At 71.9% G+C, this 18,441-nt stretch carries 7 protein-coding genes; 3 read left to right on the top strand and 4 right to left on the bottom strand.

Going from position 1 to position 18,441, the window contains the following annotated elements:
- The first annotated feature begins 35 nt into the window (after positions 1–35).
- Entirely contained in the window at positions 36–848 is an 813-nt protein-coding gene (locus tag ACT53R_RS12505; RefSeq protein ID WP_476172215.1) for an alpha/beta fold hydrolase, read from the top strand.
- Positions 848–13,489, top strand: a complete 12,642-nt coding sequence (locus ACT53R_RS12500) for an amino acid adenylation domain-containing protein (protein ID WP_476172214.1) — start codon at positions 848–850, stop codon at positions 13,487–13,489. Before ACT53R_RS12505 ends, ACT53R_RS12500 begins: the two co-directional genes overlap by 1 nt.
- A 132-nt stretch (positions 13,490–13,621) precedes the next feature.
- Here the strand turns inward: ACT53R_RS12500 and ACT53R_RS12495 are convergent, their stop codons facing one another.
- From ACT53R_RS12495 to ACT53R_RS12480, 4 genes are all read right to left on the bottom strand, one after another.
- The gene (locus ACT53R_RS12495; RefSeq protein WP_476172213.1) at positions 13,622–14,452 is read right to left on the bottom strand and encodes a TIGR04325 family methyltransferase; all 831 of its coding nucleotides are present in this window, start codon (positions 14,450–14,452) and stop codon (positions 13,622–13,624) included.
- A gap of 31 nt (positions 14,453–14,483) precedes the next feature.
- Positions 14,484–15,983 carry a lipopolysaccharide biosynthesis protein gene (locus ACT53R_RS12490; RefSeq protein ID WP_476172212.1) on the bottom strand — a complete coding sequence of 500 codons (1,500 nt, stop codon included), beginning with the start codon at positions 15,981–15,983 and terminating at the stop codon, positions 14,484–14,486.
- A 112-nt stretch (positions 15,984–16,095) separates the two neighbouring features.
- Entirely contained in the window at positions 16,096–17,328 is a 1,233-nt protein-coding gene (locus ACT53R_RS12485) for a DUF418 domain-containing protein (RefSeq protein ID WP_476172211.1), read from the bottom strand.
- 4 nt (positions 17,329–17,332) lie between these two features.
- Positions 17,333–18,109, bottom strand: coding sequence for an SDR family oxidoreductase (locus ACT53R_RS12480; RefSeq protein ID WP_476172210.1), 777 nt, complete (start codon positions 18,107–18,109; stop codon positions 17,333–17,335).
- A gap of 61 nt (positions 18,110–18,170) precedes the next feature.
- On the opposite strand from ACT53R_RS12480, the gene ACT53R_RS12475 reads away from it, so the two are divergent.
- A complete protein-coding gene (locus tag ACT53R_RS12475; protein ID WP_476172209.1) occupies positions 18,171–18,425 on the top strand; it encodes a hypothetical protein in 255 nt (84 codons plus the stop codon).
- Positions 18,426–18,441 lie beyond the last annotated feature (16 nt).

The following is an 18,441-nucleotide window of genomic DNA, read 5'->3' as shown; positions in this document are numbered from 1 at the left end:
ACGTTGGAAGCGAGGCGACCATACACGCGGGGGGGATGGTGCTGTCAATTCGGTGGGTCGACGCGGCGGGCGGCGCGGATGCACGCGCCCGGCAACTGCTCGCGTCCGTGCATCACACGCCGCGGCTGCGTCCGCGCGGCGTCGCGGTGCTGTTGTGCAATCCCTTCGGCGAGGAAGCGGTGCGCGCCCATCGCGCTTACCGCGTGCTCGCGCGCCGGCTCGACGAGGCCGGCTATCCGACGCTGCGCTTCGACTACGCCGGCACCGGCGATTCCTCGGGCGAGGTCGGCGAATTCGGCCTCGACCACTGGCTGGAGGACATCGCCGCCGCTGCCGCCGCGCTGCGCGAGGCCACCGGCCAGTCGCGCATCGCCGTGATCGGCCTGCGCCTGGGCGGCACGCTCGCCGCGCTGGCCGCGCAGCGCGGGTTGCTGCGCCCGGCACACCTGCTGCTGTGGGACCCGGTGGTCGACGGCGCGGCCTACCTGCGCGATCTCGAACGCGCCCATCGCGACTACCTCCGCGAGGAACTCGGCGACGCCGCGCCGGCCGACGCCAGCGGCCCGCTGACCGAAGTGCTGGGCACGCCGATCGATGCCGCCCTGCGTGACGCGCTGTCCGCCATCGATCTCGCCGCCGCGCCGCCCGCGGCGGCCATGACCACCGTGCTGCGTACCCTCGCCGGCGCCGACGACGATCGCCTGTGCGAGGCCTGGGGCACGCGCGCGCACCGGATCGAACTCGACGCCAGCACCGCCTGGAATTCCGACGCCGCGCTCAACGCCGCGGTCGTCCCGATGCGCGAGATCCTCGCGCTGATCGCCCGCCTCGAGGCCTGCCACCCGTGATGTCCGACGTTCTGTTTCCGCACGCCGATGCCGGCGCGCGCGCCTCGCATCGCCCCGACGCCACCGTCCACGGCCTGTTCCGCGAGGTCGCGCGGCGGCATCCCGCGCGGCCGGCGCTGGTCTGGCCGGATGGCGCCTGCACGTATGCCGAACTCGACCGGCGTTCCGACGCGCTCGCCGCGCGGCTGCGCGCACTCGGCGTCGCGCACGAAGCGCGCGTGGCGCTGTGCCTGCCGCGCTCGCCGGAGGCGATCGTCGCCGCGCTCGCCGTGCTCAAGGCCGGCGCCGCCTACCTGCCGCTCGATCCCGACTATCCCGAAGCGCGGCTGCGCGGCCTGATCGCCGACGCCGAGGCGCGCGTGCTCGTCACCGACGCCGCGCATGCCGCCGCGCTCGATGGCCTTGCGCCGCAGATGCTCGTGCTGCCGGCGTGGGACGCGCCGGTCGAGATCGTGGCGCCGCCCGACGACATCGCCGGTGCGTACAGCCTCGCCTACGTGATGTTCACCTCCGGCTCGACCGGTACGCCGAAGGGCGTGCAGATCGAGCACCGGTCGATCGTGCGCCTCGTCGGCGACGTCGACTACATCCGCCTCGACGCCGACACCTGCATGCTGCACGCGGCGCCGCTGGGTTTCGACGCCTCGACGCTGGAGCTGTGGGGCCCGCTGCTCAACGGCGGCCGCTGCGCGATCCTGTCCGCGCCGGTGCCCGATGCGCGCGCGCTGGCCGAGGTCATCGGTCCGCTGGGTGTGACCACGGCGTGGCTGACCGCGGCGCTGTTCAACGCCGTCGTCGACGAAGACCCGCAGGCGCTGTCCGGCCTGCGCCAGCTGTTCACCGGCGGCGAAGCGCTGTCGCCGACGCACGTGCGCCGCGCGTACGCGACGCTGCCGGACATCGCGCTGCACAACGGCTACGGTCCGACCGAGTGCACGACGTTCGCGACGACGTTCGCGATCCCGCGCGACCTGCCGGCGGACGCCACGGCCATTCCGATCGGCCGCGCGATCCCCGACACCGTGCTGCGCATTCGCGATGCCGCCGGTGCCGATGTGCCCGACGGCGAGGAAGGCGAACTCTTCCTCGGCGGCCGCGGCCTGGCCCGCGGCTATCTCGGTCGCGCCGATCTCGACGCCGAACGCTTCGTCGTCGATGCCGCATCGGGCGAACGCCTGTATCGCAGCGGCGACCGCGTGCGTCGCGATGCCGACGGCGTGCTGCATTTCGTCGGTCGCGTCGACCACCAGGTGAAGATCCGCGGCCATCGCATCGAACCGGCCGAGATCGAGGCCGCGCTCGCGCGTCTGCCGGGCATGCGCGCCGGCGCGGTCATTGCGCGCGAAGGCGCCGGCGGCAAGCGGCTGGTCGCGTACGTCGTCGCCGACGACTGGAACGCCGCCGCCGCGCGCGCCGCACTCGCGCGCACGCTGCCGGAGGTCATGATCCCGTCGGCATTCGTCGCGCTGCCGGCGCTGCCGATCACCGCCAACGGCAAGCTCGACCGCGCCGCGCTGCCCGCGCCCGGCCGCGAGCGTCCGCCGCTGGCGCGCCCGTACCGCGCGCCGCGCGATGCCGCCGAAACCGCGGTCTGCGCTGCCTTCGCCGACGTGCTGGAACTGGACCGCGTCGGCGTCGACGATGCGTTCTTCGAACTCGGCGGCGATTCGCTGTCCGCGTTGCGCGTGCTGCGGCTGCTGCGCGAACGCGGCGTCGGCGACCTGCGTCCCGTGCAGCTGTTCGGCGCGCCGACGCCGGCCGCGCTCGCGCGTCGTCTCGCCGGCGAGGAAGCGCCGTCCCCGCAGCGTGTCGCGTCGCGTCCGCGCAATGATGCGCACGAAGCCATCGCCATCGTCGGCATGGCCGGCCGTTTCCCCGGCGCAGACGACGTTGAAGCGTTCTGGCGCAATCTCTGCGACGGCGTCGAATCGATCCGCTTCTTCCGTCCCGACGAACTCGATCCGTCGATTCCCGCCGCGCTGCGCGACGACCCCGGCTACGTGCCGGCGCGCGGCGTGCTCGATCACGTCGAATGCTTCGACGCCGGCTTCTTCGGCATCGCGCCGCTGGAAGCGCAGCTGATGGACCCGCAGCACCGGCATTTCCTCGAGACCGCGTGGCATGCGCTCGAACATGCCGGCTACGTGCCCGAGACCGCGCCCGGCCGCGTCGGCGTGTTCGGCGGCATGTACAACGCGACGTACTACCAGCGCCACGTGCTCGCGCATCCCGAACTGATCGCGCGGCTCGGCGAGATGCCGACGATGCTCGCGAACGAGAAGGACTACCTCACCAGCCGTGCCGCGCACCGGCTCGGCCTCGACGGCCCGGCGGTGAGCGTGCACACCGCGTGCTCGACCTCGCTGGTCGCGACGATCATGGCGATGGACAGCCTGCGCGCGGGTCACTGCGATCTCGCGCTCGCCGGCGGTGTCGCCATCACCTGTCCGCCGAACAGCGGCCTGCTGCACCAGGACGGCGCGATGGTCTCGCGCGACGGCCACACCCGCACGTTCGACGCCGATGCCAGCGGCACGGTGTTCTCCGACGGCGTGGCGATCCTCGCGCTGCGCCGCCTCTCCGACGCGATCGCCGACGGCGACACCGTGTACGCGGTGCTGCTCGGCGGTGCGGTCAACAACGACGGCGCCGATCGCGCCAGCTTCACCGCACCCAATCCCGCCGGCCAGGCCGCGGTGATCGCGATGGCGCAGGACGCCGCGGGCGTCGACGCGCGCAGCATCGGCTATCTCGAAGCGCACGGCACCGCGACGCCGATCGGCGATCCGATCGAGATCGACGGCCTGACCCGCGCATTCCGTCGCCACACCGCCGACACCGGCTTCTGCGCGATCGGTTCGGTGAAGAGCAACGTCGGCCATCTCGTCACTGCCGCCGGCGCCGCCGGGCTCATCAAGACCGCGCTGGCGCTGCATCGCGAGACGCTGCCGCCGACGATCGGCTATGCCAGGCCGAATCCGCAGATCGAGTTCGACGCGACACCGTTCTTGCCGCAGGCGACGCTGGCCGCATGGCCACGCGGCGAAGCGCCGCGTCGCGCGGGCGTCAGCGCCTTCGGTTTCGGTGGCACCAACGCGCACGTGATCGTCGAGGAAGCGCCAGTGTCGGCGCAGGTCGCATCGTCACCTTCGACGCGCACGCACCAGCTGCTGACGCTGTCGGCGCGCACACCCGACGCGCTCGACGTCGCCTGCGCGCGGCTCGCCGATGCACTCGCGGGCGACGCGTCGCTGCCGCTGGCCGATGTCGCGCACACGCTGCGCGTCGCACGCCGCGCCTTCCCGCACCGGCGCGCGATCGTCGCTGCCGATGCCGCCGAAGCGGCGCGCGCGCTGCGCACCGCCGCGCCGTCCGTTCACGCGAGCGATGCGCCCGAGGCGGTGTTCCTCTGCACCGGGCAGGGCGCGCAGTACGCCGGCATGGGCCGCGGCCTGTACGCGAGCGAGCCAGTGTTCCGTGCCGCCTGCGATGCCTGCTGCGATCTGCTCGCGGCCGAATTCGAGGACGATCCGCGCGCGCTGTTCCTTGACGCCGAAGGTGACGCGCTGACGCCGACGCATCTCGCCCAGCCGGCATTGTTCGCGCTGGAATACGCGCTCGCGGCACTGTGGATGCATCGCGGCGTGCGGCCGCGCGCGCTGGTCGGCCACAGCGTAGGCGAATTCGTCTGCGCCGCGCTCGCCGGCGTCATGTCGCTGGCCGACGCCGTCGCGCTGGTCGCGCTGCGCGGCCGCGCGATGCAGGCGCAGCCGGCCGGCGGCATGCTGTCGGTGCGGCTGTCCGCGACAGCGGTCGCGCCGTACCTCAATGGCAGCGCGGTCGAGCTTGCGGCCGAGAACGCGCCGAACCTGTGCGTGGTCGCCGGCCCGCATGCGGATCTCGACGCGATCGAGGCGAAGCTCGCCGCCGACGGCGTCGTCGCGAAGCGGCTCGTCACCTCGCACGCCTTCCACACCGCGATGATGGCGCCCGCCGTCGACGTGCTGCGCGCGCGGCTGACCACGATGACGCTGTCGCCGCCGCGCCTCCCGATCGTGTCGACCGTCACCGGCACGCCGCTGACCGACGCGCAGGCCTGCGATCCGGAGTACTGGGCGACGCAGCTGCGCCTGCCGGTGCGCTTCGCGCCCGCGGTCGCGCAGGCGCTGGCCGATCCGGCCTGCATCGCGATCGAACTCGGCCCGCGTGCCACGCTGGCGACGCTGGCGCGGCAGTGTGTGCCGAAGCGTGCGGGCGTCGCCGCGATCGCCAGTCTCGGCGACGCGCCCGACGGCGAGGACGCCGCGTTCGCCGCGGCGCTGGGCCAGTGGTGGTGCGCGGGCGGCACGCCGGACTGGCGCGCGCACGTCGCGCACGAGACGCGCCGCCGCATCGCGCTGCCCGGCTATCCGTTCGCCCGCGAGCGGCACTGGGTCGACGCCGCACCGACCGCGATGCCGGTCGTTTCGGCATCCGTCGAAACGGTCGAGCCCGTCGTCGAAGCCGCGGTCGTCGCGACGCCGTCCGCCGCCAGCGACACGCTGCCGCGGCTGCTGACGATGATCGAGGACGTGTCGGGTGTCGAACTCGGCGCCCACGACCTGCGCACGCCGTGGCTGGACCTCGGCCTCGACTCGCTCGCGCTCACCCAGCTGTCGCTGCAGCTGCAGCGCGGTTTCGGCGCGAAGATCCCGTTCCGCCAGATCATGGAGCGCTACGCCACCGCCGAGACGCTGGCCGCACGCCTCGACGAGCTGGACACGGCGACCTCCACGGATTCGCCGGAGCCCGCCGCGACGGTGCCCGCGAACACCGCGCCGACCGCGAGCGACGAGGAAGCGGCCGCCGCGCCCGTGCGCTACGACGTGAAGCAGGCGTTCGGCGCGATCGCGCGCATCCACACCCGCGCCGACGCGCTGACGCCGCAGCAGCGCGCGCGCCTCGACGGCCTGATCGCGCGCTACACCGCACGCACTGCGCGCTCGAAGGCCTATACCACCGAGCACCGGTCGCACATGGCCGATCCGCGCGTGGTCAACGGCTTCCGGCCGCTGACCAAGGAGCTGACCTACCAGCTGGTGATCGAGCGCTCGCGCGGCTCGCGGCTGTGGGACATCGACGGCAACGAATACGTCGACGTGCTCAACGGCTTCGGCATGAACCTGTTCGGCTGGCAGCCGGATTTCCTGCGCGAAACGCTGCACGAACGCATCGACCTCGGCTACGAGATCGGCCCGCAGCACGTGCTGGCCGGCGAGACCGCGAAACTCTTCGCCGAGGTCACCGGCGCCGAGCGCGTCGCGTTCTGCAACACCGGCTCCGAGGCGGTGATGGGCTGCATGCGCATCGCGCGCACCGTCACCGGCCGCAGCACGATCGCGATCTTCACCGGCGCGTACCACGGCATCTTCGACGAAGTGATCGTGCGCGGCACCAGGAAGCTGCGCAGCGTGCCGGCGGCGCCGGGCATCATGCCGTCGACCGCGCAGAACGTGTTGGTGCTCGATTACGGCACCGAGGAATCGCTGCGCATCCTGCGCGAACGCGCGCACGAACTGGCCGCGATCCTGGTCGAGCCCGTGCAGAGCCGGCGCCCGGATTTCCGTCCGGTCGAGTTCCTGCGCGACCTGCGCACGCTCTGCGACGACAGCGGCGCGCTGCTGGTCTTCGACGAAGTGGTCACCGGCTTCCGCGCCCATCCGGCCGGCGTGCAGGGCCTGTTCGGTATCCAGGCCGATCTCGCGTCTTACGGCAAGGTCGTCGGCGGTGGCTTCTCGATCGGCGTGATCGCGGGCAAGCGCCCGTACATGGACGCGCTCGACGGCGGTCACTGGCAGTACGGCGACGATTCGGTGCCGACGGTCGGCGTGACTTATTTCGCAGGCACATTCGTGCGTCATCCGCTGGCGCTGGCGGCGACCAAGGCGACGCTCGCGCACCTGCAGGCGCACGGACCCGAGTTGCAGGCGGCGCTGACCGCGCGCACGTCGGGCATGGTCGAACGCGTGAACGCGGCGATGGCCGAGCTCGGCGCGCCGTTCAAGCTCGTCACCTTCGCCTCGTGGTGGCGCAACGTCTTCACCGAGGATCTGCCCTACAACGACCTGATCTACACGATGCTGCGCGACCGCGGCATCCACATCCTCGACAACTTCCCCTGCTTCCTCACCACGTCGCACTCGGACGCGGACATCGACCGCATCGTCGAGGCCTACCGCGCCGCGGCGGCGGAGATGATCGCCAGCGGCTTCTTCCCCGAGCGCCGCGCCGCGCTGTCGGCGGACGACGGCGTGCGCCTGGTGCCGACCACCGAAGCGCAGCGCGAAGTGTGGCTGGCCGACCGTCTCGGCACCGAGGCGTCGCTGGCGTACAACGAATCCGTGTCGCTGCACCTGCGCGGCGCGCTCGACGTCGAGGCGCTGCGCAATGCCGTGCGTGCACTGCCGCGGCACCACGATGCGCTGCGCGCGACGTTCTCCGAGGATGGCCTGACCCTGCGCGTGCCGGCCGACGTGCCGGTGCTCGATGTGCCGCTGCGCGACGTGTCCACCGACGCCGATCCGCAGGCCGTGCTCGCGGCGATCGCCGCGCGCCACGTGTCCGAACCGTTCGACGTCGCCACCGGCCCGCTGCTGCGCGCGGAGATCGTGAAGCTCGCGCCGGAGCACCACGTGCTGGTGCTGAGCGGCCATCACATCGTGCTCGACGGCTGGTCGTTCTGGGTGCTGGTGAAGGATCTCGCGGCGACCTGCCGCGGCGATGCGCCGACGACGTTCCCGTCGTTCGCCGACTACGCCGCGGCGCAGGCGCAGCCCGACGCCGACGAACGCAGCGCGCGCGAGGCCGATCTCGGGTGGTGGGCGCAGTCGTTCACGGATGGCGGACCGGTGCTGGACCTGCCGACCGATCGCCCGCGTCCGCCGGTGCGCACGCAGCGTGCGGGTCGCGAGGATCGCGTGCTGCCGGCCGAGCTGCTCGCGCGCGTGCGCAAGCTCGGCGCCGCGCGCGGCGCGAGCCTGTTCGCGACGCTGATCGCCGGCTTCGGCACGCTGCTGCACCGGCTCACCGGGCAGGACGACGTGGTCGTCGGCGTGCCCGCGGCCGGGCAGGCCGCCGCCGGCCTCGAAGGCCTCGTCGGCCACTGCGTGCACATGCTGCCCCTGCGCCTGTTCCCGCAGGCCGACCAGCCGTTCGCGATGCTGGTCGACGCCTGCCGCGTCACCGTGCTCGACGCCTACGACCACCAGAGCGTCACCTTCGGCCGTCTGCTGCAGGCGCTGCCGATGCAGCGCGACCGCAGCCGCCTGCCGCTGATGCCGGTGGTGTTCAACATCGACCAGGCGCTGAACGGCGAGCATCACGCGATCCCGGGCGTCGACCTCGACCTGCAGAGCAACGCGCGGATGTTCGAGACGTTCGAGCTGTTCGTCAACGCCGTCGATCTCGGCGCCGACGGCATGCGCGTGGAGTGCCAGTACAACGCCGACCTGTTCGACGCGCACACCGTCGCACGCTGGCTGGCCTGCTTCGAGACGCTGCTGGATGCGGCGACCGCCGATGCCGGCGTCACGCTGGGCGCGCTGCCGATCCTCGGCGACGCCGACCGTGCGCAGTTGTCGCAGTGGAACGCAACCGAGGCGCCGCTGCCGCCCGATCCGTCGCTGTCGCACTACCTCGACGCCGCGCTGTCGTCGCACGCCGACCGCATCGCCGTTCGCTTCGAAGACACGACGCTGACGTATGCCGAACTGTCGTCGCAGGCGCAGCGCATCGCGAACGCGCTGCGGGATCGTGGCGTCGGCCCCGGCGACGTCGTCGGCCTGTATCTGCAACGAACACCGGCGATGCTGGCCGCGGTTCTCGGCGTGCTGCGTTCGGGCGCCGCGTACCTGCCGATGGACCCGTACTTCCCAGCCGATCGCCTGCGCTTCATGCTCGACGACGCCGGCGCGAAGCTCGTGCTGAGCGATGGTCAGGACGATGGTCTGCAGTTGTCGTCCGATCGCGTGCTGTCGCTCGATGTCGCACTTGCCGCATCGGATGCGCCGTTCGCGCCGATCGCTTGCGACCGCGACGCGCTGGCCTACCTGATCTACACCTCGGGCTCGACCGGCACGCCGAAGGGCGTGCGCGTGCCGCAGCGCACGGTGGTCGCGTTCCTCGAAGCGATGCAGCGCGCGCCGGGCCTGTCGCCCGACGCGCGTCTCGCGGCAGTGACGACGCTGTCGTTCGACATCGCGGTGCTGGAACTGCTGCTGCCGCTGACCGTCGGTGCGCGCATCGTGCTGGTGCCGCGCGAGACCGGTGGCGACGGCGTCGCGCTGCGCGATCTGCTCGAACGCGAGGCCGTCGACACGATGCAGGCGACGCCGGTGACGTGGCGGCTGCTGCTCGAAGCCGGCTGGCGCGGTGGTCCGCAGTGGACGGCGCTGTGCGGCGGCGAAGCGTTGCCGGTGGAACTCGCGGAAGCGCTGCTGCCGCGCGTCGGTGCGCTGTGGAATCTCTACGGCCCGACCGAGACGACGGTGTGGTCGACCTGCGTTCGGATCGAACCGGGGCAGGGCGACATCCTGATCGGCAAACCCATTGCGAACACGCGGGTGCATGTCGTCGATGCGGCGGGCAAGCCGGTGCCGATCGGCGTCGCGGGCGAGCTCGTGATCGCCGGTGCCGGCGTGACGCTGGGCTACCACGCGCGGCCCGAACTGACGGCGGAGAAGTTCATCGCCGATCCCGATCATCCGGGCGCGACGATGTACCGCACCGGCGATCTCGGCCGCTGGCGCGCGGACGGGATGCTGCAGCACCTGGGCCGGCTCGACCATCAGGTGAAGCTGCGCGGCTACCGGATCGAGACGGGCGAGATCGAGGCGGTGCTGGCGCGCCATGCGGACGTCGCGCAGGCGGTCGTGGTGCTGGCCGAACGCGCGGGCGACGCGGTGCTGGCGGCATACATCAAGCCGCGTGATGGCGCGACACTCGATGTCGAAGCGCTGCGAGCACATCTGCGCGGCGCGGTGCCTGAGTACATGGTGCCGGGCGCGTGGGTGTCGATCGACGCGGTGCCGATGACGCCGAACGGCAAGGTCGATCGGCGGGCGCTGCCGGCGCTGTCGAGTGATGTTTCCGATGTCGCAGCGATCGATCACGGTGACGACGCCATCGCGTTCGATGCGCCGTATGCGACCGAAGTCGCGGCCGCGTTCCGCGAGGCGCTCGGTCTGCCGCAGGTGTCGGCGAAGGCTGACTTCTTCCGGCTCGGCGGCCATTCGCTGTCGGCCGCGCAGCTCGCGGTGCGGCTGGGCCGCACGCTCGGTCGCGCGGTGCCGCTGCGCGTGGTGTTCGATCATCCGACCGTGGCATCGCTCGCCGCCTATCTGTACGGCGAAGACGTCGCCGCGCCGCAGGTCGTGCCGCCACTCGCGGACGGCGTGCGCGCGCCGCTGTCGCTGATGCAGCAGCGCATCTGGTATCTCGAACAGCTGCATCCGGGCCGCACCGTCTACAACGTGCCGTCCGCGCATCGCCTGCGCGGCGCGCTCGATCGCGACGCGCTGCAATCCGCGTTCGCGACGATGGTGGCGCGTCAGGCGGCGCTGCGCACGCGCCTGCCGGTTGCCGACGGCGAGCCGTGGCAGGACGTGCTGGAAGCGGTCGACGCCACGATTCCGATCGACGATCTGACCTCACTGCCTGTCGACGCGCGAGAAGCCGAGGCGATGCGCCGCATCGAGGACGAGATCGCGCAGCCGTTCGATCTCGTGCACGGGCCGCTGTTCCGTGTGCGGCTGTACGCGTTGGCGCCGGACGACCATGTGCTGTTCTTCATGGCGCATCACGCGATCTGGGACGGCTGGTCGTTCGACCTGTTCTACGAGGAAATGGCGGCGCTCTACGCCGACGCGCGCCGCGGTTGCACGCCGTCGCTGGCGTCGCTGCCGGTGCAGTACGTCGATTTCGCGGCCTGGCATCGCACGTGGATGGACGGGCCGGAACTCGCGCGCCAGCTCGCGCACTGGCAGGCCAAGCTCGCGGGTGCGCCCGAGGCGCTGGCGCTGCCGACCGACCTGCCGCGCCCGGCGACCCAGACCGGCGCCGGCGACACTGCGTGGCTGCGCGTGCCCGAAGCCACGGCGTCGACGCTGCGCACGCTGGCGCAGCGCGAGGGCACGACGCTGTTCACCGTGCTGCTGTCGGCGTGGGCAATGTTGTTGCATCAGGCGACCGGCCAGCGCGATCTGCTGATCGGCACGCCGGTGCGTGGGCGCAACCTGCCCGAACTCGAGCCGGTGATGGGCTTCTTCGTCAATGCGCTGCCGCTGCGGTTGAAGCTGGATCCCCTCGACGGGTTCCGCACGCTGCTGCAGGCCGCGCGCACCGAGATGATCGACGCCTTCGGCTGCCAGGACGTGCCGTTCGAGCACCTCGTGCGCGTGCTCGACAACCAGCGCGACACCAGCCGCTTTCCGATCTACCAGGCGTTCTTCTCGTACCAGGACGCGCGTGGCCGACCGGATCGCTGGGACGATCTCGCGCACGCCAACGTGCCGGTGTTCCAGGCCGCGGCGGCGCAGGACGTGGCGCTGTGGTTCCTCGACGGCGCGGACGGCCTGGTCGGCGGCCTGAACTACAACACCGACACCCTGCTGCCGCAGAGCGCCGATCGGTTCCGCGACCGCTACCTCGCGCTGCTCGATGCGTTGGCGGCGGGTGGTGACAGCGCGGCGTTGCAGACGCTGCTGGCGACGCCGGCGGCGGAAGTCGCGCAGCTGTCGCAGTGGAACGCGACGGAAGCAGCGCTGCCGTCCGATCCGTCGCTGTCGCATTACCTCGACGCCGCGCTGTCGACGCACGCCGACCGCATCGCCGTTCGCTTCGAAGACACGACGCTGACGTATGCCGAACTGTCGTCGCAGGCGCAGCGCATCGCGAACGCGCTGCGCGACCGTGGCGTCGGCGCGGGCGATGTCGTCGGTCTGTACCTGCAACGCACGCCTGCGATGCTGGCCGCGGTGCTGGGCGTGCTGCGTGCCGGAGCCGCGTACCTGCCGATGGACCCGTACTTCCCGGCCGACCGCCTGCGTTTCATGCTCGACGATGCCGGCGCGAAACTGGTGCTGAGCGACGGGCAGGACGACGGGTTGCAGTTGTCGCCCGATCGCGTGCTGGCACTCGATGCAGCGTTGTCCGCCTCGGATACGCCGTTCGCGCCGATGGCGTGTGAACGCGACGCGCTGGCCTACCTGATCTACACCTCGGGCTCGACCGGCACGCCGAAGGGCGTACGCGTGCCGCAGCGCACGGTGGTGGCGTTCCTGGAAGCGATGCAGCGCGCGCCGGGCCTGTCGCCCGACGCGCGTCTCGCGGCAGTGACGACGCTGTCGTTCGACATCGCGGTGCTGGAGCTGCTGCTGCCGCTGACGGTGGGTGCGCGCATCGTGCTGGTGCCGCGCGAGACCGGCGGCGACGGCGTCGCGCTGCGCGAGCTGCTCGAACGCGAGGCGGTCGACACGATGCAGGCGACGCCGGTGACGTGGCGGCTGCTGCTCGAAGCCGGCTGGCGCGGTGGTCCGCAGTGGACCGTGTTGTGCGGCGGCGAAGCACTGCCGGTCGAACTCGCCGAAGCGCTGCTGCCGCGCGTCGGCGCGCTGTGGAATCTCTACGGCCCGACCGAGACGACGGTGTGGTCGACGTGTACGCAGGTGCTGCCGGGGCAGGGCGACATCCTGATCGGGAGGCCGATCGCGAACACGCGGGTGCATGTGGTCGATGCCGCGGGCAAGCCGGTGCCGATCGGCGTTGCGGGTGAACTCGTCATCGCGGGTGCCGGCGTGACCCTCGGCTACCACGCGCGGCCCGAACTGACGGCGGAGAAGTTCATCGCCGATCCCGATCATCCGGGCGCGACGATGTACCGCACCGGCGATCTCGGCCGCTGGCGCGCGGACGGGATGCTGCAGCACCTGGGCCGACTCGACCATCAGGTGAAGCTGCGCGGCTATCGCATCGAGACGGGCGAGATCGAGGCGGTGCTGGCGCGCCATGCCGATGTCGCGCAGGCCGTGGTCGTCCTCGCGGAACGCGCGGGCGATGCGGTGCTGGCGGCATACATCAAGCCGCGGGACGGCGCGACGCTCGATGTCGAAGCGCTGCGAGCACATCTGCGCGGCGCGGTGCCGGAGTACATGGTGCCGGGTGCATGGGTGTCGATCGACGCGGTGCCGATGACGCCGAACGGCAAGGTCGACCGGCGGGCGCTGCCGGCGATCGCGCATGCGACCGCGCCGTCGGGCGGTGCGCGGGCGCCGTCCACCGACGCGGAGCGGATGCTCGCCGAACTCTGGCGCGAGCTGCTGGGCATCGACCGCATCGGCGTCGACGACCACTTCCTCGATCTGGGCGGCCACTCGCTGCTGATCATGCGTGCGGTCGCGTTGCTGCAGTCGCGATACGGCGTCGTTGTCGGTCCACGCGCGTTCGTGTTCCAGACGCTTGGGCAGATCGCGGCGGAGTGCGAGCCGCAGCTGGCGACGGCATCGGCATCGGGCGACGCGGGCGATGCGCCGGCACCGGCGCATGACACGCCGCGGCGGGGGATGCTCGGACGTCTGTTCGCACGGCTGGGCGGAAAGGGCGACTGATATCGCCCCGCTTTCGACGGCCGCTGCGCCGCTGTTCGGTAGAGCGGCCTTCAGGCCGCTGCTCTTCGTTGCATCTTGAAAAGCAGCGGCCTGAAGGCCGCTCTACCGAAAGCGAAAACCGGAAAGCGACGCTCAACCCTCGTCGCGGATGAAGCAGTAGCCGCTGTACATCTCGACGTCGTGGCCGCGGACGAAGGGAATGCGGCAGGACACTTCGCGGTTGGTCCAGTCATCGACCACGCGATAGCCCAGCGCGACGATGCCCGCGACGAAGCGTTCGCGGTTGTCGATGCGGTACGGATGGAACGCGCGCCCGGTCGACTGCACGGTGACGAAGGTGTCGCCGTCGTGCAGCGGCTGCTTGTTGACCAGGATCCAGCGCGGGCGGGCGCCCATCTTCGCCAGCAGTTCGGGAATGCCGAAATCGACGTACTGCAGCGAGCCGGCGACCAGCAGTACGGTCGCATCGGCGCCGTCGGCCGCATCGCTGGTGAAGTGCAGGCGATCCTGCACGCCGCGCTCCCGTGCCAGCGCTTCGCCCTCGCGCGCGATCGCGGGCACGTCGCACACCGTCCAGCGCAGCGTCGGCGCGAACCGCATCGCCTCGCGCCAGCCGTACCAGCTCACGCCGACATGGCCGCCGAAATCGAACACGTGGTCCGCGGCGCCGCGCTCCGCGCCCAGCGCTTCGCGCAGCCAGAACAGCACCGGATAGTCGCTCTCGCAGGGCTTGTCCATGCGATGGCGGTACATGCCCTGCATCGCGTCGTGGTCGTAGCCCACGCGCTGGTCGCGCGGGATCGCGGCCTCGGCCTCGGCGAAGCTTGCGTATACGCCGCGGAAGCGGTTCGACGGGCGGTTCGCGTCGAACCAGCGTGCGTAGTCCGCGGCCAGCACGCGGCCGAGCAGCGGCATGCGCCAGGCATGGCGGGCAAGGCGGTCGGGGAGATCGAAGAAGCGCATGCGGAAAGGCCTGGAGGAAGAGGGCGGGCGATCAGGGGGCGGCGCGTCGGCGCAGCTTCCCGACGAACGTGCGGACGTAGCCGGCGTCTTCGGCGTCGAGGCCGCGCAGCAGCCACAGCGCCGCCGGATACAACGTCGCGAACGTCGCGGTGCCGGCCAGCAGGCCCCACAGCGGCGAGAGATGGCGCGCGAAGATCAGGCAGAGCAACGCCGGTACTGCAGCCGCGACGCCGATGCGCAGCAGGCGCGCCCACGGCAGCGTCGTCGCCGACACCCGCAGCGCCAGCTGCACGGTGGCGATCGTCGCCAGCAGCGACAGCCCGAGCGTGGCGGCCACTGCGCCGTCGAGCCCGCCGAACCACGTGCCGGCGAACGCGCCGATCGCGCGCAGCGCGGTGAACACCAGTGTCAGCCGCATCAGCGCGGTCTGGCGGTCGGCACTGAGCAGGTAGGCGGTGGCGCCCTGTCCGAGCACCGCTGCGGTGCGCGCGATCAGCAGCGCGACCAGCACCGGCGAGGCCGCGGCGTAGGCGCTGCCGTAGAGCAGGCCGATGGCGTGATCGGCGAACACGCTGCCGGCGGCGATCAGCGGTGCGCCCAGCACCCACAGCCACGTCGTCATCGCGATGAAGCGTCGGCCGGCCTCGCCGCCGCCGCTGCCGTGCGCCTTCGCCATCATCGGCAGCAGCTGCGCGCTGAGCACGCCCGGCACCAGCAGCGCGATGCCGGAGGCCAGCGCGTTCGCGACCTTGAACAGGCCGGCGTGCGCCGAATCGCTCAGCAGGTTGAGCGCGAGCAATTCGATCTCGCTGGCGCCGATCGCGCCGAGCACCGTGGTCACGCCGGCCACGCGCAGGTGGTGGCGGATGCGCGCTTCGAGTTCGGGCGGCAGCGTGCGGTCGCCGCCGTCGCCTTCGGGGAAGCGCATCGCGCGGCGGTGCGACACGGCGAAGAACACCAGGCTCGACAGCGCATAGACGACGACGAACGCGGGCAGCGTCGCCGGCAGCGTGCGTCCGGACCACAGTGCGACGATCAGCGCGAGATTGGTGGCGGCGCCGATCGCCGCGACCAGCGCGGTCGAGCGGAAATCCTGCCGGCCCTTGAGCACGGCGATGTTGAACATGTACGGCGCGCGCAGTGCCACCGAGCCCAGCAGCAGCGCGAACACCCAGCCCGGCACGCCCGGGCCCAGTCGCTCGCGGAACAGCACGAACACCAGCGCCAGCACCGCGGCCACGATCGCGAGCATCGCGCGCTGCATGCCGCGCAGGCGGCGCACCAGCCGCGCGGTGTCGCCTTCGCGACCGGCGCCGCGCAGTTCGGCGATGAACTTGATCGCACCCAACGTGATGCCGGCGTTGGCGATCACCACCGCGTTGGCGACCAGCCACACCAGCAGGCTGTACACGCCCATGTCGCCGGGCAGCAGCGCGCGCGCGGTGAGGATCGACGCGACCAGGCCGAAGAGATATTCGATGTAGACCGCGAGCGAACCGTAGGCGGTGTCGGACAGCGTGCGCCGGCTCATGGCGCGTTCGCCCGGCCCGCGACGCATCCGCGCGCGGCGTCCGCCGTGCCCCGCTTCGCCGTCATCGTCGTGTCTGCCCCGTCATGCGCCCCGCGGCATGATAACGGAGCGGTCATCCCTCACCGGCCGCGCCGGCCGCGTCTTGCGTTGTCATCCGCCGCAGCGGCAGGCGATGCCCCGCCGCCAGCGAGCGCCACAGCCATTCGACCGGGCCGAGGCGGAAGCGCGCCAGCCACCAGCGGCTGAAGACCGCCTGCGCGCCGAAGATCGCGGCCCACGCGGCGAACCGCAGCGGCAGTCCGCCCTGCGGGCCGAGATCGAAGCCGATGCCGTAGAACAGCGCGACGCCGATCAGGCTCTGCATCAGGTAGAGCGTGAGCGCCATGCGCCCCATCGGCGCCAGCCACGCGAGGCGTCGCGCCCACGCCGGTTGCAGGAACAGCAGCGCGAAGCCGGCGCCGTAGCCCAGCCCCTGCGCCAGCGGCGAGACGCGACGCAGCGTGCGCAGCGCGAATTCGCTCAGACGGCCGCCTTCGAGCAGCATCGTGGTCAGGCCCGTGGCTTCCATCACTTCCAGCGCGATGCCGGTGCCCAGCCCGAGCGTGATCCCGATCCAGCAGGTGCGGCGCAGCAGCGCGCGATGCGCTTCGGGCTGCTGGAGGATGCCGCGGCGGCCGATCCAGTCGCCGATCATCAGCCGCGCCAGCACGAACGGGAACACGCCCCAGAACGCCATCCAGTTCCAGTACGTGTAGACGACGTTGCCGCGCATCGCGGTCGCCACGTCCGGCGACGAAAACGCGGCGAGCGCGCGGGCGTGGGCCACTGCGTCTTCGGGCAGATCCGCGGGCAGCAGCCGGTTCGCCAGCGGCGTCAGCAGCGGCCAGAACAGCGCGAGCGCGAAACCGCTCGCCAGCAGCCATCGATCCGGCAACCGCCGCAGCGCGAGCAGCAGCAGCCCGGCGATCGCGTAGTACGCGAGGATGTCGCCCCACCACAGCAGGTGCGCGTGCAGCAGACCGATCGCCAGCAGCACCAGCAGCCGGCGCGGCAGCGCGCCGTCGCCCGGGCCCTGCGTCGTCGCGCGTCCGGCCTGCAAGGCGGTGCCGACGCCGAACAGCAGCGAGAACAGCGTGATCGCCTTGTCCTGCGCCAGCAGCTGGATCGCCATGTGCAGCCATGCATCGACGCGCGCGGTCGGCAGCGCGGCGCGCGCGCCGTCGTCGAGGAAGTAGTACAGCGAGAACCCGCCGAGGTTGACCAGCAGCACGCCGGCCAGCGCCGCGCCGCGCAGGGCATCGATCAGCGCCAGCCGCGGTGCGGCGGTGCGGACGTCGTCGGTCACGCGCTCAGAAGCCGTAGCGCAGGAAGCCGCCGTCGACCGCGATGCATTCGCCGGTGACGTAGCTCGACGCCGGCAGGCACAGGAACGCGACCGCGGCGGCGACTTCCTCGGGCTCGCCGATGCGGCCCAGCGGCGTGCGCAGCAGGACTTCGTCGAGGTAGTCGGGATCGGCGAGTTTCCCTGATGTGCGCCGGGTGCGGATGTACCACGGCGCGACGCTGTTGACGCGCACGCCGTCCTCGGCCCATTCGACCGCGAGGTTGCGGGTCATCTGGTGCAGCGCGGCCTTGCTCATGCCGTAGGGCGCGCCGCTGCGCACGTGGGTGATGCCGGACACGCTGCCGACGTTCACGATGCACGAGGCCGCATGCTTCGTCAGCAGCGGATAGGCACTGCGCGACAGCTCGAAGGCGCTGAACAGGTTGGTCTCGAAGATCGCGCGCCACTCGTCCTCGCCGTAGTCGTTCGCCGGTTTGGTGACGTTGCCGCCGGCGTTGTTGACGAGGAGGTTGAGCCCGTCGCCGAGGTCGTCGACCCAGTCCAGCAGCTCGCGGCGCTGCTCGTCGTCGCTGACGTCGGCGGCGAACGCGCGCACTTCGCCGTCGGGGAATTCCTCCTCCAGCTCGGTGCGCACCGCGTCGAGGCCGCCGGGGTCGCGCGCCGCGATCAGCACGCGCGCGCCGAAGCCCAGCAGTTCGCGGGCGATGGCGCGGCCGATACCGGCGCTGCCGCCGGTGACCAGGGCGAGTTGACCGTCGAGACGCCAGCGATCGGAGGGCATGGTGGGCGGCGGTGGCGGGGGACCGGCGTAGGATAAGCCGCATCCCCCCGGGAGCACGATCATGCGCCGCCTGACCTACGCCGTCCTCGCCGTCCCGTGCCTGCTCTGCGCCCTCGCCGGCTGTTCGAAGCCCGAAATGCCGTCGCACGATGCCCCGCCCGACCCGCAGGCCGCCGCACCCGCGGCCGTGACGCAGCCCGGCGCGCTGCGCGAGGCGATCCAGCAGCCGATCGATCAGGCCAAGGACGTGCGCGCCGAGACCGAGCAGGCCGGCCAGGACCAGCGCAAGGCGATCGACGACGCCACCGGCGGCTGAGTTCCCCCCCCCCGAA

This window comes from Lysobacter sp. DMC104 (assembly GCF_056313665.1).
The sequence above is the reverse complement of the archived record's forward strand: the minus strand, read 5'-3'. Positions and strand labels throughout refer to the sequence as shown.